General features: G+C 56.3%; 14 protein-coding genes, 2 tRNA genes and 1 pseudogene. 7 read left to right on the forward strand and 10 right to left on the reverse strand.

Annotation, left to right across the window (positions count from 1 at the left end):
- The first annotated feature begins 22 nt into the window (after positions 1-22).
- Positions 23-790, forward strand: a complete 768-nt coding sequence (locus I6J23_RS00495; RefSeq protein WP_239454923.1) for an Ltp family lipoprotein — start codon at positions 23-25, stop codon at positions 788-790.
- Between the two features lie 750 nt (positions 791-1,540).
- Here the strand turns inward: I6J23_RS00495 and I6J23_RS00500 are convergent.
- From I6J23_RS00500 to I6J23_RS00540, 10 genes and pseudogenes are all read right to left on the reverse strand, one after another.
- The gene (locus I6J23_RS00500; RefSeq protein WP_318744583.1) at positions 1,541-1,774 is read right to left on the reverse strand and encodes a PLDc N-terminal domain-containing protein; all 234 of its coding nucleotides are present in this window, start codon (positions 1,772-1,774) and stop codon (positions 1,541-1,543) included.
- 240 nt (positions 1,775-2,014) lie between these two features.
- Positions 2,015-2,088 (reverse strand) — tRNA-Leu (locus I6J23_RS00505).
- Between the two features lie 90 nt (positions 2,089-2,178).
- The gene (locus I6J23_RS10620) at positions 2,179-3,114 is read right to left on the reverse strand and encodes a Ppx/GppA phosphatase family protein (protein ID WP_239455012.1); all 936 of its coding nucleotides are present in this window, start codon (positions 3,112-3,114) and stop codon (positions 2,179-2,181) included.
- 252 nt (positions 3,115-3,366) lie between these two features.
- Positions 3,367-3,774, reverse strand: a pseudogene (locus tag I6J23_RS10625) (DUF501 domain-containing protein); the annotation flags it as partial.
- Between the two features lie 51 nt (positions 3,775-3,825).
- Entirely contained in the window at positions 3,826-4,611 is a 786-nt protein-coding gene (locus I6J23_RS00515) for an FtsB family cell division protein (RefSeq protein WP_204582115.1), read from the reverse strand.
- A gap of 11 nt (positions 4,612-4,622) precedes the next feature.
- Positions 4,623-5,906, reverse strand: a complete 1,284-nt coding sequence (gene eno / locus I6J23_RS00520; RefSeq protein WP_204582116.1) for a phosphopyruvate hydratase — start codon at positions 5,904-5,906, stop codon at positions 4,623-4,625.
- Between the two features lie 382 nt (positions 5,907-6,288).
- Positions 6,289-7,059, reverse strand: a complete 771-nt coding sequence (locus I6J23_RS00525; RefSeq protein WP_204582117.1) for a lytic transglycosylase domain-containing protein — start codon at positions 7,057-7,059, stop codon at positions 6,289-6,291.
- A gap of 39 nt (positions 7,060-7,098) precedes the next feature.
- Positions 7,099-8,100, reverse strand: a complete 1,002-nt coding sequence (locus tag I6J23_RS00530) for a MazG nucleotide pyrophosphohydrolase domain-containing protein (protein ID WP_239454924.1) — start codon at positions 8,098-8,100, stop codon at positions 7,099-7,101.
- Between the two features lie 9 nt (positions 8,101-8,109).
- Entirely contained in the window at positions 8,110-11,898 is a 3,789-nt protein-coding gene (gene mfd / locus I6J23_RS00535; protein WP_239455013.1) for a transcription-repair coupling factor, read from the reverse strand.
- A 135-nt stretch (positions 11,899-12,033) separates the two neighbouring features.
- Positions 12,034-12,972: a TetR/AcrR family transcriptional regulator gene (locus I6J23_RS00540; protein ID WP_204582119.1), complete on the reverse strand. Its 939-nt coding sequence runs from the start codon at positions 12,970-12,972 to the stop codon at positions 12,034-12,036.
- Positions 12,973-13,207: 235 nt separating this feature from the next.
- On the opposite strand from I6J23_RS00540, the gene I6J23_RS00545 reads away from it, so the two are divergent.
- The 6 genes from I6J23_RS00545 (at position 13,208) to I6J23_RS00570 (ending at position 20,251) form a co-directional block, all read left to right on the forward strand.
- Positions 13,208-13,282 (forward strand) — tRNA-Gln (locus I6J23_RS00545).
- Between the two features lie 41 nt (positions 13,283-13,323).
- Positions 13,324-14,904, forward strand: coding sequence for a bifunctional UDP-N-acetylglucosamine diphosphorylase/glucosamine-1-phosphate N-acetyltransferase GlmU (gene glmU / locus I6J23_RS00550; RefSeq protein WP_204582120.1), 1,581 nt, complete (start codon positions 13,324-13,326; stop codon positions 14,902-14,904).
- A gap of 121 nt (positions 14,905-15,025) precedes the next feature.
- Positions 15,026-15,994 carry a ribose-phosphate diphosphokinase gene (locus I6J23_RS00555; RefSeq protein WP_082089932.1) on the forward strand — a complete coding sequence of 323 codons (969 nt, stop codon included), beginning with the start codon at positions 15,026-15,028 and terminating at the stop codon, positions 15,992-15,994.
- A gap of 379 nt (positions 15,995-16,373) precedes the next feature.
- Positions 16,374-17,030: a 50S ribosomal protein L25/general stress protein Ctc gene (locus I6J23_RS00560; protein WP_204582121.1), complete on the forward strand. Its 657-nt coding sequence runs from the start codon at positions 16,374-16,376 to the stop codon at positions 17,028-17,030.
- A 21-nt stretch (positions 17,031-17,051) separates the two neighbouring features.
- Complete coding sequence (gene pth, locus I6J23_RS00565; protein ID WP_204582830.1) at positions 17,052-17,711, forward strand: aminoacyl-tRNA hydrolase; 660 nt, start codon at positions 17,052-17,054, stop codon at positions 17,709-17,711.
- An 854-nt stretch (positions 17,712-18,565) separates the two neighbouring features.
- Positions 18,566-20,251, forward strand: a complete 1,686-nt coding sequence (locus I6J23_RS00570) for an NAD-dependent malic enzyme (protein ID WP_204582122.1) — start codon at positions 18,566-18,568, stop codon at positions 20,249-20,251.
- Positions 20,252-20,304 lie beyond the last annotated feature (53 nt).

Here is a 20,304-nt window from a genome sequence, read left to right on the forward strand (position 1 = left end):
ATTAGGAAAGAGAGAGCATCTCATGAAGATCGTCCCCACAAACACAAAGACCGGTAAAGACAAAGCTATCGTTGTTGCCTGGTGGTTTATGGCATTATTCGCGATTATCAGCTTGTTTACTGGTGGCAACGCATCCAGCAGGATCGGCGGATTTTTATTCTTCGCTATCATCGCTGCACTTCTCTCCTACGTCGCTACTCGCCGAATTCAGGATCAACAGACTGGAAAGCACACGTCGAGGAACTGGAAAGTCGTCGCACCAGTGGCTGCCATTGCGCTAATCGCCGCTATGGCAATTGGTGGATCCGGCAGTGACACAGACGCAAAAGATGGCAATACAGCTGCCGCAGGGAAAAGCGCTTCCACGGAGCCTCCCACCCAAGGGGTTGCGAATGATACTGCGGAGGCAGTAGCTCCAAATCCTGCACCACAAGAAACTTCCACAAAGGTCTCGGCTCCAACGACAGACAGTGATAAATCATCCTCCTCTGCTGAACAGAAGAAGGCACTAGCTAAAGCCAAGGTCTACACCACAATGGCGGGTTTTTCTAAGGGCAAACTCTACGAGCAGTTGACCAGTGATTACGGAGAAAAATTCTCGCCTGACGCTGCGCAATATGCGGTCGATCACGTAGACGTCGATTGGAATGAACAAGCGCTAAAATCCGCGAAAAACTACGAGAAAACGATGAATATGTCGCGTGACGCCATCTACGACCAACTGACTAGCGATTACGGGGAAAAGTTCACTCCTGACCAAGCGCAATACGCAATCGATCACCTTCACTAGTTTGAGAGTTTTCCGACAAACAGAATCACAGAAGAAAAACTGCAACGCAATGTACACAATGCCACAGCGATAATGTTCAAATAAGCATGATTCAAGAGGCGGGAAGAGTACGTCATACCGGCGTAGGAATCGCAGGTCACACCAACAACGCTGCACGTGGCCTCATGGCCGTTTCCACGCTGGGAGTGTCGAATCTAGTCTGGAAGAAATCAAAAGGTGCCAGCTCTCAAAAGTTTAAAACTCGAAAGATGTGCGTCTGCCAGGACTGTGGACACAGTTGGGGAATTAAATAACCCCGTGCCACCGAAAACTCTCGATCTCATGACCGGCCCATGACATGATCATTGCCGGAGCAAGCATCACCAGCGAAAGCACCGCCTAAAGCCCTGAGTGTCGCAAGGCACCTATGGGCATATCTCTACGATCTGAACGGGTCGTCTACAGGTGGCTGAGCGGCCCCAAATTAACGGGGCGCTCCTCCTTCCCTCGCGCTGAGCGACGGGCCTGACTATGAGTGGCCTGTTTCAGATGTCGTCACGATGTAGTCACACTGCCTAAACCCCCGTTTGGCATATAAAAGACTATAAACTGCGCAAACAGTAAAAATGTTGTGCACCCTTAATGGGATTCGAACTCAGGCACTAGACCACCCTGATTAACACAAACAAGTAACCGGGTCCCAGGCCTCAGGCCATGTCCTCTATTCAAGGTAAACGTAAAAATAGGCGGATCGGCACACATACAGAGGTACTAACTCTTTACGAGCGATTCGGCGTTCCGTCCCCATATAAACCACACAATCGGCCCCAGGATGGGGAATGTGAACGTAACTACAATCCAGACTACTTTTCCGAAAACGGTATAGCGACTCGAGGACAAGATTGAAACCAGAGCGGCAATAAAAATTATGAGCGGTATCGCGATGAGAAGTACCAACCCGATCAACGCCAACATTGATCCCCCCTCATCGCTCGCGGCGGCCATGGCAGCTAAATAAAATCCGAAAATTACTAAACCCCTTTTCCTAAAACAGCCAAATCAAACGACCGTAGCTAACCTAAACTGTCGAGACCCAGGCTATCCAAAGTCATGAAGGAATTAAAGAGAAAAGAGGATTACACGTTTAGATTTTGCCCTTACTTGGATCGAGGCATTCTTACGAAACGGGGAAGCCCTAGACGCACCAACTAACGTTTCCGCTGGTCAAACGGTTAAAAAGACTAGTGCCCCCAGTGGGATTCGAACCCACACTGAATGGATTTTAAGTCCACTGCCTCTGCCAATTGGGCTATAGGGGCACCGCCATTGGCGACATACCGAACCACGCCGGTAAGCACAACAGCGAGCCTCATCTTACCGCGTTACTCCACAGACACAGAATCCCGTGGTCACGCCTCGAAAGTAACTCGTTGCCTAGCTAATCCTGCGATGATTCCGTCCAAAATATCTTTCTCGCTCACGGTGATCTGTTCGATGCCGGCCTTAGTGCGGAAGAACTCCACAATCGCGTCAATAATCAGCGTTCCTCCACCGATAACATCCGCACGACCAGGCAAAATCTGCGGCCGATCCTTCCTCTGCGCCACCGTCTCCGCACGAACCTTAGCCGTCGTCGCGAGAATATCGTCCGTGTCAAGCGTCGAAAGATGGATTTGTTCTGGAATGTACTCAGGCAAGTCCTGAACCACTGCCGAGACAGTCGTAAAGGTACCGGCACAGCCGACAACTGTCACCACCTCAGCAAGAGGTAAGTCTTTCGCAGCCTCACGCACATTTTTGTCGACGATCTCGCGGGCCGCTGCACACTCCCCATCCGTCGGAGGATCCGAGTGCAAAAAGCGCTCCGACAACCGGACGCTGCCCATCTGGGTCGACACAGCACCCACAACGTCCCCGGCTGCGTCCCCCACAACGAACTCAGTCGAACCGCCACCGACGTCAATGACCACGATGGGCCCCTCGGAATCTACATCCATTGTCGCGCCGAGGTAAGAAAGGCGAGCTTCTTCCGTGCCCTCAATCACTTCCGCCACGGTCCCAGGAGCAACCCGGTCGAGCTCAGCCTTCGTCATGGCGAAGAAATCATCTCTGTTCGACGCATCCCGCGTTGCTGACGTCGCAACCATACGAACAGCACTCACGCCATGATCGACCATCACGTCGACATAACCACGCAGCGCAGCCCGCGTCCGCTCGATCGCAGCTGGCGACAATTGCCCCGAACTATCGACACCTTCGCCCAGACGAACGATGGTGTTCTTCCGAGTAACCTCGCGCACAACCTTCCCAGACTGTGCATCGACGTCGGCAATGAGCAGACGGATGGAATTAGTACCACAATCTACAGCAGCTAGAGATAGCGTGCCGGGGGGCTGGGTGCCAGGGGCGTCGTTCGGGCCCCCACTCGAGTCCGCCGAATGAGTCTCGAGCGAAGAATCGGTAGCCATGGGCCAGCTAATCCCCAGCTCGTCTACCGTCGGCCATTGAGACGGAAGGGCAGTCCCCCGCAGTTCAGGGTTGTGGGCCAGCGCCAAAGCGACGGTCTCGGTACCCAGGCGAACGGTATCCGGCCCCTCCGCCAGAGCGAAAGCCATTAAAACGTGCAGGCACTTCACCCGGTCGGGCATTCCGCCACCGGAAAAGGAGGTTCCCAGATTCTCAATGCTGTTGCGGAGACTCAGGTAGTGTTCATGCGCAGCCCGGTAATCGGCCGCCAGCACCTCATCAGTTTCCAGCCGCTCAGTCATCCATTTCATGACCCCAGCGACCTCAAGCCGCGACGCCTCCGCCGTCAAACGCGGATCAGTCAGGTAGTACAGCGTCGGAAAAGGGGTGCCATCGTCCAGCCGGGGGGCCGTCGTCACCACAGCCGGCTGGCCATCGGGAGTGCGATATGCCACCTCAAGGGCACCACGGGGACGCCGACCTAACTGGTCGGTCATGATGGCCATATCTTCGCTAGACACTCCGGAGAAACTCGTCATGTCCACTTATTTTAATTCTCTGCCAAGCCGGACCTAATTCCCAGGCCGAACCTAATTTCCATTTGCCGGTGCAGGCGCTTGACGGTTCGGATCCGGATCATTCACCGTCGGAACGCCCAATGATGGTGCTTCGTCCTCGTGCTGATTTTTCTCCGAAGGCTTCTCGCGGACCGAACTCCATAACTGCGTGTACCAGGGATCCTGATGTTCGTCTTTCTTCGGGTCCGATTCTTCCGAAGTGTTCGTCTTAATCGAGGGGTCAATAATCCGCCAGGACGTCTCCCCCCGCTCCACCATGCCTAAGCGCAGCCGAGCCTGCTCCTTGACGAAATCATCGTCATTGTACAAATCCAGCTGTTTTTGCAGTTCAGCCTTCTCTTCTTCCTGGTGCGCTATATCAATGTGAAGTTGTTGCAACTCACTACGTTGCTGAAAGTATGACTTCAGTGGCGATGCAACAGTCATCGTCATCGCCACTACAAGAACCGCAAGAATAATCAGCCTCGCCGCGGACTGTTGACTCGGAACGGTCAACACCCACTGTTTACCGTCGCGGCCGAAGCGAAGTTCTCGCAATCGACGTTGCGCCTGGCGCCGACGAGACTGGCGTGCCGGCTTAGGCAACGTGCCCTTCCGTGCCGATGTAGTATCCGGCTCCATACCAGCGTCGGAATTGGACAGAGTATCACCCTGACCAGGTTTGCCGGCCTGCTGGCCATTCATGCGATGGTCGGCGGCCGTTGACGCAGCAGTAGCGCTATCGACGTGATCGCGCTCTCCCCCTACCGGGAGAGAATCCGATCCTGCCGGCGATCCTGGTTCAGGTGTACGTGCCATAGGCTGTGATCTTAGCCGTTAAAGCGCGGGAAAGCTGAGCGCCCAGCGTAAACGGCAGCGTCGCCCAAGAATTCCTCGATACGCAGCAACTGGTTGTACTTAGCAACACGCTCAGAGCGAGCCGGAGCACCGCTCTTAATCTGGCCACAGCTGTACGCAACCGAGAGGTCAGCGATGGTCGTGTCCTCAGTCTCACCGGAACGGTGGGACATCATGCAGCGGTAGTTGTTGTTTTGAGCCAGCTGCACAGCGTCGGCAGTCTCAGAGAGGGAACCGATCTGGTTAACCTTAACCAGCAGGGCATTCGCAGCCTTCTTTTCAATGCCCTCCTTCAAGCGTGCCGGGTTGGTGACGAAGAAGTCGTCACCAACAATCTGGACCTTGTCGCCAATCTCAGCGGTGAGCTTGGTGTAGCCTTCCCAGTCGTCTTCCTGCAGCGGGTCCTCGATGGACACGATCGGGTAGTTCTCGACGAGCTCCTCGTAGACCTTGACCATGTCCTCGGCGCTGTGCTCGCCGCCCTCGAAGTTGTAGACGCCCTTGTCCTTGTCGTAGAACTCAGAAGATGCAGCATCCAAGGCGAAAGCGATGTCCTCGCCGAGCTTGTAACCAGCCTTCTTCACCGCCTCAACGATGAGGTCCAACGCTTCCTTGGTAGAGCCCACTGACGGAGCGAAGCCACCTTCATCGCCAAGACCCGTCGACAGACCCTTGGACTTAATGACGGACTTCAAGTTGTGGTAAACCTCCGCACCCATACGGAGAGCCTCACGGAAGGAATCTGCACCAATCGGAGCAATCATGAATTCCTGAACATCGACGCCGGAATCTGCGTGGGCACCACCGTTGACGATGTTCATCATCGGTACGGGGAGTACGTGAGCATTTGGGCCACCAAGGTAGCGGAAGAGTTCGAGGTTGGCGGAGCTGGCAGCGGCTTTCGCCGTTGCCAAGGAGACACCGAGGATCGCGTTCGCACCCAGGTTGGACTTGTTGTCCGACCCGTCGAGATCCATCATCACCTTATCGACGAGGCGCTGGTCGTCAGCTTCAAGACCTGTCACTGCCGGAGCGATCTTCTCATTAACGTTTTCGACAGCCTGACGAACACCTTTACCCTGGTAACGATCGCCGCCGTCGCGAAGTTCATGAGCCTCGTGGACACCGGTGGATGCACCGGACGGAACACCTGCACGGCCGAACGAAGCGTCGTCAAGAAGAACTTCAACCTCAACAGTCGGGTTGCCGCGTGAGTCTAGAATCTCGCGAGCTTGAACATCGATAATCTGAGCCATAATGGCCTCCTGTTTATTCGACTACAACCTATCTAATCAGGGCCCCGTGCAATCAGCTGACGCCATCAGCAACACCGCGGCTAGCACAGCACATGATGGCGAGGACGCAGCGCGACCTACGTTTTCTATTGTGGCACGATCCCGAGATAATGGCATCCATGATGACGGTCACTACATTGTGATAGGCATCCTACAAACCGGGCGCAAAACAACAATTATCCTGCATAAATGGATATTTATAAACGTAAACGGGCATTTCGACAGGGTGCACTGTGTCCAAGAACACGCCCATGACACGTGATCAACGTAGCGCGACCCCCTTGGGTGGCGCGAACAACCCCCTCGCGTAGCGCGAAAGACGTGCTCGGCGTAGCGCCAGGACTTACCGCGGCTTCTGCTGAAGCGAATAATTGGCAGCAGCTCGCCGTACATCCTCCACATACTGCGCCGAGTTATTGTATGACCGCACAGCCGATCTCCACCCATCCGCCGTCGATAAGTCACGGTCAAAATCGCACAAAAGATTCACTGCCGCGACTGCAGCATCATCAATATTGTCGGGATCAGCCTTTCCATCCGCATTGGCATCAACCCCATACTTTTCCCATGATTGCGGAATGAACTGCAGGGGCCCCATCGCCCGATCTTTTTCCTTATCGCCATCCAATTCGCCATTGTCGGTATCAGGCAGGTCCTCCACTCCAGGAGCACCATCGAGCTGGACGCCACGGATATGCGGCTTCACGTCGCCATTGGAATCAATAGAAACCGAATCAAAATGATGTCCGTTATAGGTGCCGTGGCGAGTTTCTACCCATCCCAAACCCGCGAGGGTCGTCCAATCCAGATGACACCCCGGCTTCGAATGACGGGCCACCACATTCGCATTCGCATAAGCGCTCAAAGCCTCAACAGAAATGCCAGTTTTCTTCGATATCGGCTCCGCCCAGGTCCGAAACTCTTCCGACGTACGCGTATGTTTAGTCGTATCGACTGCCGGAGCCGCAACTCCATTCGGCGGCGGAACATCCGACGGAATCGGCTTCCGCATCGACGAACTATCAGTATGGATGTGGGAGACTAACCAGCCAATAGCGACGATGACCAGCGCCAACACCGCGATAACGGCAATGAGGGTACGTGCAGATTTCATAACCCAGAACACAGACTACGACTCAGTAAGATAACGACGTTACGACGACGAACCGGGATTCTCGTGAGGAGCCGGAGCCGACCACGACTCATCGGTAGCCGACTGCTCACGTCGTTTCCCTTCCTCCCACAAACGATTCTGCTCATCCAGGCCAACTGGACGTTCCGACTCCTCAAACAAATAAGGAGCGCGTGTCCGCATTTTATGGACAAACGACGCCGCAACGTGCCCAATATCAAAAGCACCACGTCGGTTAGCTATCTCCGCATGGAACAGGACCTGCAAAAAGATATCGGACAACTCATCGCACAGCCGCTTTTCCGACGCCAGATCCCCGGCCTGCCACGTCTCGATTGACTGGGCTAATTCCTCAACCTCCTCACGCAGATAAGCAAGAAGAGACTGATGGCTTTGACTCTGCTCCCACTCCCCCTGACGCAACGCACGCGCCATCACCGAAATGGCCTCTTCGATCTCATGAAGGACAGCCGCCGGAATATCACCATGGCTAGCGTCGGAAGCGTCGCCCGGTTCAGTGTTTTCGGCGTCACCATCGACGCCGACGGCGTTTTCGCCATCATCGGCACCATCGCCCACGACAGCAGTTCCGTGAATAACGCCAGCCTCGGCGCTCTCCGCAGCGTCCGTCAACTGCGGGATTGCTTTCAACGCAAAGTCATAATCCGGATACGCCGCCGGGTTCTCTGCCTCAATCCCCCGAAGATCATTGGCTGCGCCCGAGCTCAGCGCATTATTCTGCGAGCCCGACGCCAGAGCGCGGTCTGGCCGTCGTTGGAAATACAACGAGGGCGCTACTAACAGCTGGTCACCACTGTGGAGCCTCTCCCGCACCCATTCGTTGTACGGATCGGTGGTGATCAGCGTGTCGGTATCTTCCACCACATGGCCGCCTAGATCAGCGATCACCCAACGGATGCGGACAGGGACTTCTTCGGTGTAGCACACGTCATTGCCCACCAGAGACACAGCGTCGACGGGCAGCATGCCGGGAAAACGAGGATCGAGGACAATGACAGACATGGCTATATATTAACGGACCTTACTTTTAGTGGAATTCTTTCGGTGACTCTTGCCCCCAGTAGTGTCCTGTCGCACACCCGAATCGACCTCCCGGCTCGGCTTACCGAGCAGCGACGTCATCACGTCCGCACACCACTGCAACAATTCCTCATCTTTGATGGCTTGGGCCCGGATGCCCCGCCCTTTCTTAGGTGCTGGGACCACGACATTGTGGGTTGTGGCACGGTATTGTGCGCCGGGATACAGCCTGCCCAAACGTACCCGCCCTGAATCGGGCAGTTCAATCGGGGAAAACGAAATAGCTGCTTTGTTCGCTCCGGTTGCCACGACATCGGTCACGCCACAGTCTCGGCACACCATGCGTAACCGGGCGACGGCGAGTAGCCGGTCAATTTCGTGTGGCGGCTGGCCATATCTATCCACTAATTCTGCGCGAACGTTCTGCAATGCCTCTTCGTTCTTTGCCTGGGCGAGGTCCCGGTATGCGGCTAAACGTAGCCGCTCAGAGGCGATATAACTAGTAGGAATATGTGCATCGACGTTGATATCAATGCGCGTTTCCTTGTTTTCTTTATCGCTTCCATCGATTGGTTTGCCGTCGGCCATCGCTTTGAATGCCTCAACAGCTTCGCCAACTAAGCGAACATAGAGGTCAAAGCCGACGCCGGCGATGTGACCCGATTGCTCAGCACCTAAAACATTGCCGGCGCCACGCATTTCAAGGTCTTTCATGGCAACGGCCATACCGGCTCCCAGGTCGTTGTTCTGCGCAATCGTCGATAACCGGTCGTAGGACGTTTCAGTCAGTGTCTGAGACGGAGGGTACAAGAAGTAGGCGTACCCCCGTTCGCGCGACCTGCCCACGCGGCCGCGAAGCTGGTGCAACTGGGCCAAGCCCATATGGTGAGCATTCTCGACGATCAGCGTGTTGGCATTAGAAATATCCAATCCCGTTTCAACGATCGTCGTGCAGACCAGAACGTCATACTCGCGGTCCCAAAAACCTTCGACAGTGTTCTCCAGCTGATCTTCGTTCATCTGGCCATGCGCAACCACCACGCGTGCTTCTGGAACAAGCTCCCGAATGTGTTGCGCAACCTGCTCGATAGACCGCACACGGTTATGCACATAGAACACTTGCCCGTCGCGCAACAATTCGCGACGAATAGCCGCCGCAATCTGCTTATCCTCTTGCACACCCACATAGGTCAACACCGGATGGCGATCTTCCGGAGGGGTGAGGATCGTCGACATATCGCGAATCCCCGCCATCGACATCTCCAGGGTGCGAGGGATGGGCGTCGCTGACATAGTCAACATGTCAACGTGGGAACGCAGCGCCTTAATGTGCTCCTTGTGCTCCACACCGAAACGCTGCTCCTCGTCGACAATAACGAGCCCCAAGTTCTTCCACTGCACGCCTGTCTGCAGCAAACGGTGAGTACCGATCACGATGTCGACTTGCCCCTCGGCCAGCCCGGTCAGTACTTCGCGAGCCTGCTTCGGCGTGGTAAAGCGGGAAAGCTGGCGAATCGTAATAGGGAAGCCTTCCATGCGCTCGCTGAAGGTGGCGAAATGTTGCTGCGCCAGCAGCGTCGTGGGGACGAGGAGAACCACCTGTTTGCCATCCTGCACAGCCTTGAATGCGGCACGAACGGCGACCTCGGTCTTGCCGTATCCCACGTCGCCAACAATGACGCGATCCATGGGGACAGGCTTCTCCATATCCTCCTTGACCGCCTCAATGGCGTTGTACTGGTCTTCCGTTTCCGTGAATGGGAAGTTGTCCTCCATCTCGCGCTGCCACGGGGTATCCGGCGAGAATGCGTACCCCGGCGCGGCTTGGCGCTTGGCATAGAGCTGCACGAGGTCGGCTGCTATATCGCGGACCGCGGCGCGGGCTTTCTTCTTGGTGTTCTTCCAATCAGAACCGCCCATTTTTGACAGCGACGGGTTTTCACCGCCGACATATCGCGAGAGCAAATCCAGGCTGTCCATGGGGACATAAAGGTGGTCGGCTGCTCCACCCCGTTTCGACGGGGCATATTCCAGAACCATGTATTCCCGCCGGGTCGCGTCAGCACCTTTGCCGACGGTGCGCTCCTGCATCTTCACGAATCGGCCGATGCCATGGGTCTCATGAACGACGAGATCACCCGGATTGAGTGAGAGTGGGTCGACGCGGTTGCGTTTGCGCCGTGGCCGGCGGCGACCATCGCCATAGGCTGCGACGCGGTTGCCTGTGAAATCGGTCTCGGCGACAACGAACAGGGGTCGAGCAGCACCGCGTTGGGGTGTATCAGTGAGTTCATCGCTGTCGGATGGCTGCGGGTCGTCGACATGCGGAATGATTAAGCCCCCGTGCAGGACTGCCCGAATGACAGTGGCTTTACCTGGCGCGGGCGGGTTCTGGGGATCCGCGTCGGGTGCCACACCGATTCCGGCTTCACGGAAACGACCGCTCATGCGTTGTGCGGAGGCGGGTGTTAGTACGGTAAACACAAGCCGGCCTCCGTGCGCCACGTGCTCATGGAGCTCCGACATCGCTTTCTCTACGTCGCCCGGTTTCCCCTTGGGCTGGGGACCTGTGGCGAAATCCAATTCGAGTGTGGACGATGCCTCTGCACTGCCCAAGAACCCTGGGGGAGCACACGTCCACCAGGACAAACCGTGGTGTTCCGCTGTCCTCTCCATGGCGCCCAGGGAGCGATACGCACTCTGGTCCACGTTCAGATCATCGTTGCCGTCCTCGACTTCCGCCAGTGCGGCGGTGTCAATCGGTGACTCCGCCCCCATCGCGGCAGCCTCCCACCCGGCTTTGACAAACTCTTTGCCGGTGGCAATCAAGTCGTCGGCCCGGCGCTGCACTTTCTCCGGCGACATCACTAACACCGTCGTCGTCACTGACGGATCCGCCGCGGCCACTTCCTCAGGAAGCGTCACCATCGGACCGTCGAAAAGCACCGGAATGAGGGACTCCATCCCCTCAACGGCGACACCTTCGCTGATCTTTGTTAACGCGTCCGCCAGCGTGGCATTCGATGCGTGTGTGCGTGCCATTTTTTTAGCGCGGGCGCGGACGGCGTCGTCAATAAGAAGCTCACGACATGGGTACACAGGGACGACGCCTGGATCAAAATTTTCAATTGTTCGCTGGTCGCCGACCGAAAAAGCGCGCAAATCGGAAATCTCATCACCCCACAACTCGGCGCGCACCGGGAGTTCAGCGGTGGAGGGGAAAATATCCACCACACCACCGCGGACGGCGAATTCCCCTCTCTTGCCGACGAGATCCACGTGCTGATATCCCATCTCCGCTAAACGAGTGGCGATTCCCGTGACATCGGTGTCTTCCGCGAGGATGATCGGTTCGCGCTCCCCCAAGCCCTTCATGATGGGCTGAATAAAAGACCGCGCTGGGGCGACGACAACACGAATTGGCTGCTCACCGGGGACGTCATGGGGGTGAGCAAGACGGCGGAGGATCTTTAACCGAGAACCCACCGTTTCCGAACCAGGGGACAACCGCTCATGGGGGAGCGTCTCCCAAGCCGGGAACATGGCGACGGCATCGCCCATCATGTCGCGCAATTCCGCAGTGAGATCCTGGGATTCGCGGCTGGTCGCGGTGACGATGACAACGACGGATTTTTCGGCGATCGCCCTGGCCACCCATGACCGCGCCTCATCAATAGCTGAGATATGTAGCCGCGGTGCCCCCACCGAGGCCACAACGCCGCGGAGTTTTGGCGACTGCAGCGCCAACTGCACCACCCCGGCCAAGGGCGGCCATCCCATTCCTTCAGGCACGTGGGCTGCCCCACGAACAGCGTCGGACGCGGACGCATCGGATGAGGGCATGGGAGTCTGTGCAGAGATGTGCGTCATGACGCTGATTGTAATGGGGTGCCTTGTGGTGGAGTGCCGCGGATACTAGTCGTCGATCTCGTCCGAAGCCTGTCCTTCTGAGTCGGACGAACTAGACTGCTCCGCGTCACGCTGCTGTTGCCTATATACTTCGGCCGGGTCGGCCTCCTTACCAGCACCAAGCCTGACACCTTGCTGGCTAGCTTCTCCCTCGACGTCCTCGTGGAGAATAGGATCCTTTTCCATTCCCGCCAGGCCATTCCACATGAGGTTCACGATGTGAGCAGCAACCGCATCCTTAGGGAACACGTGTTTATTGTCGCTGTTGCCCTTATTGTCGCTATCGTCGTTGTCGTCGCTGGCGCTTTCTGTGGCTCCAGCTTTGTCACTGCCAACGTTGTTCTCACTGCCGACGCCCATCGAGTTCACGGTCCACCACTGCGCCACCATCGCTACACACCCCATCATGCCCTGGGCATACAGCTCGGCGAGACGCTCATCTAAACCATTTCTTTTGAATGCGTCGGCAAGAATATGGGATGCGCGATTCACCGAAAGGCCAAGCAAGGTGGAATGGACACCGTCCTCGGCTGACGGGTGGTCCGTCGCCGAGTTGTCATACTGCGATGCTGCTTTCGGCTGCGACGACCTTCCGACGGCCCCAACAACAGCTCCGTCTCGAGCGAGAATCCGGAAGCCTTCCTCATTTTTCTCAGCGAAATCAAGGACCGCGTACACCGCCCGTTCGATTCGGATACGCGACCGCCCCTGAACAAGCGCTTCGTCGATAGTGCGATCAAGGGCGACCATATCTTCATCGATAACTGCCTGGTAGAGCCCCTCTTTCCCACCAAAATGTTCATAAATGACGGGCTTGGACACACCGGCGCGCGCAGCGAGCTCTTCGACGCTGGTACCTTCAATGCCCTTTTCAGCAAATACAGGCCTACTCATAGCGATCAATTGGGAGCGACGTTCTGCTGCCGACATACGTTGACGTGTCATATCTCCAGGATATCCGGAACGCACCCCCACGTTGCCGTAGAGCCAGAAAAATGTAGAACACGGTGATCCGAGGTGTAGAGCTCTCACGACAACTGCGCAATAATTGCACCTCCGCGTCGATCTAGGCGGGAGGAAGCACGGGGCTGTTGGCGTGTTGTTCAGGGAAAATGGCACTTTGGGCATCTCGTCGGGTAGAGTAAGGCGCCGCAGAGATGGGCATTATCCTCCTGCGCTTTCTCCCGTGGTGTAATAGGCAACACAGCTGGTTTTGGTCCAGCCGTTCTAGGTTCGAGTCCTGGCGGGAGAGCCACAACTATATGATCGGATCTATCACCCGAATACACATAAACGATGGGAGAGTCCGTGAGTTCTACCCCAGTTGCAGTCATTGTTTTGGCCGCAGGGGCTGGCACCCGAATGAAGTCAGATACCCCAAAAATGCTTCATCAGATTGGGGGGCGCTCACTACTCTCCCATTCTTTATATGCCGCGAAGGGGCTGAACCCCGACCACCTCGTCGTGGTCGTCGGTCATCAGAAGGAGCTTGTTGCGCAGGCTGTTGAATCCTGGCAAGAAGAATCCTCAGCGGCATCCGGCGTCGCATTGGCACATCAGGAACAGCAGAACGGCACCGGTCACGCCGTCATGTGCGGAATGGCCAGCGACGAATTAGCTGGCTTTACGGGGACAATCATCGTCACGAATGCCGATGTACCTCTTCTGTCATCCGCCACGCTCGATTCGCTGGTCAATGCCCACACCCATGCACCGGCCGCAGCCGTTACCGTGCTCACCGTGGAAGCACCCACGCCGACAGGGTATGGACGAATTATTCGCAATGCCGATGGCGAAGTGACGGCAATCGTCGAGGAAAAAGACGCCACTGAGGAACAACGTCGAATCAAAGAAGTCAACACCGGCGTCTTCGCTTTTGACGCCGACGTCTTACGCAGCTCATTGGGCAAGTTGGACACCAACAATGCCCAGGGCGAGATGTACTTGACCGATGTCCTCGGCATTGCCAGAAACGAAGGGCTCATCGCCCGCGGGCACATGGCGCATGACCCCGCCGAATTGGCCGGTGTAAATGATCGCGTCCAGCTTGCCGCTGCCGGGCGGGTACTCAACCGGCACATTTGCGAAAAACACATGCGCAATGGGGCCACCATCATTGATCCCGAATCCACCTGGATTGATGTCGATGTCACTATCGGACGTGATGTCACCATCCATCCGGGGACTCAGCTCCACGGGACAACGCACATTGAGGACAACGCGGAGATCGGCCCCGATACCAGCCTCACCAATGTCACCGTTGGCTCAGGAACCCAGGTTATTCGCTCACATGGATCTGATTCCATCATTGGCAGCAATGCCCACGTCGGGCCTTTCTCCTACCTGCGCCCCGGAACTCACTTGGGCGACGAAGGAAAGATCGGGACTTACGTCGAGACGAAAAATGCCAGCATCGGCCGAGGTACCAAGGTTCCCCACCTCACTTATGTGGGCGATGCCACCATCGGCGAATACTCGAATATCGGATGCTCCTCAGTGTTCGCTAACTATGACGGGGTCAAAAAGCACCACACGGTTGTCGGTTCCCATGTCAGGACGGGCTCTGACACCACTTTCGTTGCGCCGGTGACCGTGGGGGATGGCGCCTATTCCGGAGCCGGAACGGTGATTACCGACGATGTTCCCGCTGGCGCTCTTGTTGTACCCGGTGCACGGCAGCGTGTTATCGAAGGGTGGGTGGCCAAGAAACGCCCGGGAACTGCAGCAGCACGCGCTGCAGAGGCCGCAGGCGATACCCAGAGCGCTAGCTCCGCGGACGAGTACGCCGGTGACGAACACAGCAGTACCCCCGAAAGCACAGGTAAAGCCCCCAACAATTCGGCACCATCCGACAACTCCCCGACCGATAGGACGTAGTATCACTAAGTGCCGAGGATAGTTGGTGAGTCCCACTATCCCACGCCTGCAGGGTTGATCAGATTTTCCACTCTGACTGCCAACAATCGTGATCACCGTGGTCAACACAGAAAGGCATACCGTGAATTCACACTGGACGGAAAACCAGAAAAACCTCATGCTCTTCTCTGGGCGTGCCCACCCCGCTCTGGGAGAGCAAGTCGCCAAAGAACTAGGTATCGAGCTCACCCCCACCACCGCCCGCGACTTCGCCAATGGCGAGATCTTCGTTCGCTTCGAGGAATCCGTCCGCGGTTGCGATGCTTTCGTCTTGCAGTCCCACCCGCAGCCGCTGAACAAGTGGCTGATGGAGCAGCTCATCATGATCGATGCATTGAAGCGTGGATCTGCAAAACGCATCACAGCAATTCTCCCCTTCTACCCCTATGCCCGCCAAGATAAGAAGCACCGTGGCCGCGAGCCAATTTCTGCTCGCCTGGTCGCAGACCTCTTGAAGTCTGCCGGGGCAGATCGCATTGTGTCTGTTGACCTCCACACAGACCAGATTCAGGGTTTCTTCGACGGGCCTGTAGATCACATGCACGCCATGCCGATCCTCACGGACTACGTGAAATCCAACTACGACACATCGAACATCGTTGTCGTGTCCCCCGACGCCGGGCGCGTCAAGGTAGCCGAAAAGTGGGCCCAGGAGTTGGGTAACGCACCTCTAGCCTTCGTCCACAAAACCCGCGATATTGACGTCGCGAACAAGATTACGTCCAACCGTGTTGTCGGTGACGTGTCCGGACGGACCTGTGTGCTGCTCGATGACATGATCGATACTGGTGGAACCATTGCAGGCGCTGTCAAGGTGCTTCGTGAGGCGGGGGCGAATGACGTGATTATCGCCACGACTCACGGTGTATTCTCCGATCCAGCCCGCGAGCGGCTGTCCGAATGTGGTGCGCGCGAAGTGATTACCACCGATACGCTGCCGCAAAATACAGATCACTGGGACAACCTCACTGTTCTGTCGATTGCCCCACTGCTGGCGAAGACCATCCACGAGATCTTCGAAAACGGATCCGTCACCAACCTATTCGAGTAAGCCACCCACATCGGTGCTACTTGATTCAGCGCTTTTCCGAACAGCGCTACCCACCTCGCCTCGTCATTACCCAATGAACGTGGCTTCTGGCCGGAAGGACGTTTGGTTCCTCCGGCCAATCTTGTTATCCTAGGCCGGTATGTCTCGGCGAGGGTGGCCCGGAACAGTACACGAAGTACAGGGCCCCGTTATCGACGCGATGGAAATCTACAGCGGCGTACACACGGCTCGGCAAAGCCAGCCCACTGGTATGCAATGGTTCTTACAGTGACACCGTTCCGCTTTTTCTGCGTGATCCTCTCTCCGGGGCGACAGGCGCGCAGATATTTCTACACACTGTTCCTTTCTGCGCGTTCATCGCTGATGATTGGAGATTATTGTGGCAACAAACATTACCGACCTCGAAGCTTTGCCCCGTCACGAATTTGGCAAAGGCGCTTCCCGTCGTCTGCGTCGCGCAGGCCGCATTCCTGCCGTGATCTACGGCAAAGAACTCGATGCACCCATCCACATTTCGGTGGACTCCATCGACTTCCACGCAGTTCTACGTAACCACGGTGCCAACGCCATCGTCGACCTCAACGTTGATGGTGAAAAGCACCTGACCATGGTTAAGGCCGTCGACCAGAACGTCCTCACACTCGATGCCGACCACGCTGACCTTCTGGCTATTCGTCGCGGCGAAAAGGTCGAGGTCGAGGTTCCTGTTGTCACCGAGGGCGAAGTCGCTCCGGGTGCCATGCTTATGCAGGATGTCGACGTTATCGACGTTGAAGCCGACGTTCTGTCCATTCCGGAAGAAATCACCATTGATGTTGAGGGTCTGGAAGTTGGTGCCCAGATCACTGCTGGCGACGTCCAAATGCCGGCCAACACCACGTTGATTTCTGACCCAGAGACGTTGATCGTTAACGTGGTCGTTCCTGAGGTTGCCGACACCGACTCGGACAACGAGGAAGACGCCGAAGGTCAAGAGACCGAAGGCGAGGCCACTGAGGCTGAGGGCGAGTCCGGAGAAGGCGAGTCCGAGGAGTAAATCAGGCTGTTTTCCGTGGGTATGCTTTCAACGCCTCAACCACGCGGCGGGAGTACTCCGCGGCGCAGTCATCGGGGCACCGACTCAGAGTCATTCCTGGTTATCGGGCTTGGCAATCCCGGCCTTCAATACGTGGGCACCCGCCACAATATTGGCCAGATGGCCCTCGACGAGGTGGCGTCGCGTGCGCTCCCCGTCCCCGTGACATTGTCTCGGCATAAGAAAACGAACACGGATTCGGCGCAGATGTCCCTATCCAGCCCGACTGGCTCATCTATCTCCATTGTTCTTGGTCGTCCGCGGTCATATATGAACCTCTCGGGCGGACCGACCTCTGCCTTGGCTCGTTTCTTCCACATTCCTCCCCAGAACGTCATTGTTCTCCACGATGACCTCGATCTCGATTTTGGGACAGTTCGCCTCAAACGGGGAGGTGGCGAAGGTGGCCATAATGGTCTGCGGGATATCACCAAGGCCTTGGGGACGAAAGATTATCTCCGTGTGCGGTTAGGGATTGGGCGTCCACCTGGGCGTATGTCTCCCGCGGACTTTGTCTTAAAAAAGTTTTCGACGCGGGAGTCCATCGATGTGGATCTGATGTGTTCTAATGCTGCCGACGCCGTGGAGCTGCTTGCAACCCGCGGGCTGCAATTTGCCCAGAACACGATTCATGGACGCTAGGTGCTAGGTCAGGCTGGCACTACCTGTGATTCCTTAATCTCTGAAGCGTCCGCTTGAGGTTATCGTCGTCCAACTCCGCTGTGTCGACCTTGCGTAACTGCGCAAAGACATACGGGCACCGCATACACCGCGGCGACGAGTGACAGCACTTCTTCTTTGGTCCTTTTTCCAGGCACTTCGCTACTTCTTTGTGTAGCGCGGTAGTCCCCATAGCCGAGGGCGTTTCGTTGAAGAGCACGCCTTTCTTGCGTGCTTCCAGTCGGGCATAATACTGAGCTTCATAGGCTGCTTCCGCATCACGAAACGGACACGGCTTTCGTTTCCCGCCACAGTGCGAATCGGCATCGCATGGGCGTCGTACGGTCACATCTACTGAAGAATATGAGTAAGCACTGACTGCACGCTGGCGTGACGTACGCTTTTTCCGCTTACCCACAATGATGACCTCTTAAGGTTGACTATCCACCTTCACCGTTTCAACCGAATTTCCCCAGTGTGGGCTGGTTAGGCTGAACGCTGTGAGGTTTCCCTTGTACTCTTAGCGCTAACCATAACACCGGCACGTTAGCCTATGTAAGAATTGGGGGTGAATAGTGATCCCCCTACGCTTATCGGCAATTGTTCTTAAAGGTTGGTTGCTCGCTTTATAGGTTCACTAGGCACAGACACACTTTCCTCTCACATACTTTCCCCAGAAATTCTCACCACAACGTCTCTAAGATGAGGACGACAGGGCATGGCGTAAACCAAAGTACTTTCACCTGCCCTTCCATTAATGCCCTAGGCCTATCCAATGCCCCTGGTCAGCCCGCGTATTTCCCATCATCAAACAGTTATTAACGAGGAGACAGCCCTTGTCCATTCGTCCCAATGCGATCACCGACCCGCATATCAACCGCGGAACCGCCTATACATACGAAGAACGTAAGAAACTTGGTCTCACTGGGCGGCTGCCGTCGGGAGTGGAAAGCCTCGAATCTCAGGCGCAGCGCTGCTACCAGCAATTAAGCCAATTTGAAAACAACCTCAACAAATATCACTACTTAGACGAACTGCACGGCCGTAATGAGACGGTCTATTTCAAACTCCTTGTTGATCACCTGAAAGAACTCCTCCCCGTCGTGTACGACCCGACCATCGGTGACGCGATTGAAAACTGGTCACAGGATTACCGCCGCTCACACGCTGTATATCTATCCATCGATCGTGTCGACGAAATCCGTGAAAGCTTCGAAACATTAGGACTTGGACCCGACGACGTCGACCTCATCGTCTGTTCAGATGCCGAAGAGATCCTGGGTATTGGTGACTGGGGAGTCAATGGTACCGATATCGCCATCGGCAAACTGGCAATCTACACCGCTGCTGCGGGTGTCGACCCCTCCCGCGTTATCGCGGTCAATCTCGACGTCGGCACTGATAATAAAGACCTACTCAACTCTCCCTTCTATCTAGGAAATCGCCACGCGCGCGTCCGTGACGAACGCTACGACAACCTCATTTCTGAGTACTTGCGCATCGCAAGCGATATGTTCCCCCACGCGCTCCTGCACTTTGAAGATTTCGGCCCCTCAAATGCGCGTCGTATCCTTCGTGACAATGCCGACAGCTACCGCATCTTTAACGATGACATGCAGGACACAGGAGCTATTGTCACCGCCGCGGTCATGGCGGGGATGAAGGCAAACAACACCACGTTCGCTGACCAACGTCTCCTCGTTTATGGCGCAGGAACAGCGGGCACGGGAATGGCAGACCAGATTCGCGCCGGAATGATCCGGGACGGTTTAAGCGAAGAGGAAGCAACACAACGAATCTGGCTCATCGACGTCAACGGGCTGGTCACCGATGGCATGGATGATCTCCCGGATTACCAGCAGACATACGCGCGGACGGCCTCGGAGGTGAAAGACTGGGGCAGCAAGGACGGGAAAATCGGGCTGCTCGACGTAGTTCGCCATGCCCAACCCACTATCCTTATCGGAACCTCAACTGATCATGGTGCGTTTACCGAACCTGTGATCCGAGAGATGGCGAAACACTGCGACCGCCCCATCGTGTTGCCCCTGTCTAACCCGACCTCGCGCATCGAAGCAATGCCTGCCGACGTCGTGAAGTGGTCGGATGGGCGCGCTCTTGTCGCGGCGGGGATCCCCGTGGACGACTTCGAGTACAACGACGTCACCTACGAATTTGGCCAGGGCAACAATGCGTTGCTGTACCCGGGCCTCGGGTTGGGTGTCATTGTGTCACGGGCAGACCATGTAACCGACGGGATGCTCCTGGCTGCGGCCTCAGCGGTTGCCAAGCAGGTAGATGCTTCTCAGCTCGGTGCGCCTATTCTGCCGCCGGTCGAGAATCTGCGGGCATCGTCGGCGCGCGTGGCGGAAGCGGTGATCCGTGAAGCGGTCGACTCTGGTGTCGCGCAAAATCAGCCCGATAATGTTGTGGAGGCGGTCCGACTCGCGATGTGGTGGCCTGAGTATCCGGATACGCTTGTCACGAAACAAGACGACACGAAACAAGACGACACGAAATAGGCGATCAACCATCGGCGACGGGGATAAAATGGGGCAATCGGGCGCGCCGTTTA

The sequence above is a fragment of the Corynebacterium kroppenstedtii genome (assembly GCF_016894245.1).
Lineage (GTDB): Bacteria > Actinomycetota > Actinomycetes > Mycobacteriales > Mycobacteriaceae > Corynebacterium.

Coding starts and splice junctions, on each gene's coding strand:
- glmU (WP_204582120.1), top strand. CDS start 13,324: ATGGGAGAGTCCGTGAGTTCTACCCCAGTTGCAGTCATTGTTTTGGCC.
- mfd (WP_239455013.1), bottom strand. CDS start 11,898: ATGGGATGGCCGCCCTTGGCCGGGGTGGTGCAGTTGGCGCTGCAGTCG.
- I6J23_RS00525 (WP_204582117.1), bottom strand. CDS start 7,059: ATGAAATCTGCACGTACCCTCATTGCCGTTATCGCGGTGTTGGCGCTG.
- I6J23_RS00495 (WP_239454923.1), top strand. CDS start 23: ATGAAGATCGTCCCCACAAACACAAAGACCGGTAAAGACAAAGCTATC.
- I6J23_RS00515 (WP_204582115.1), bottom strand. CDS start 4,611: ATGGCACGTACACCTGAACCAGGATCGCCGGCAGGATCGGATTCTCTC.
- eno (WP_204582116.1), bottom strand. CDS start 5,906: ATGGCTCAGATTATCGATGTTCAAGCTCGCGAGATTCTAGACTCACGC.
- I6J23_RS00540 (WP_204582119.1), bottom strand. CDS start 12,972: ATGACACGTCAACGTATGTCGGCAGCAGAACGTCGCTCCCAATTGATC.
- I6J23_RS00500 (WP_318744583.1), bottom strand. CDS start 1,774: ATGGCCGCCGCGAGCGATGAGGGGGGATCAATGTTGGCGTTGATCGGG.
- I6J23_RS00530 (WP_239454924.1), bottom strand. CDS start 8,100: ATGTCTGTCATTGTCCTCGATCCTCGTTTTCCCGGCATGCTGCCCGTC.
- pth (WP_204582830.1), top strand. CDS start 17,052: ATGCTTTCAACGCCTCAACCACGCGGCGGGAGTACTCCGCGGCGCAGT.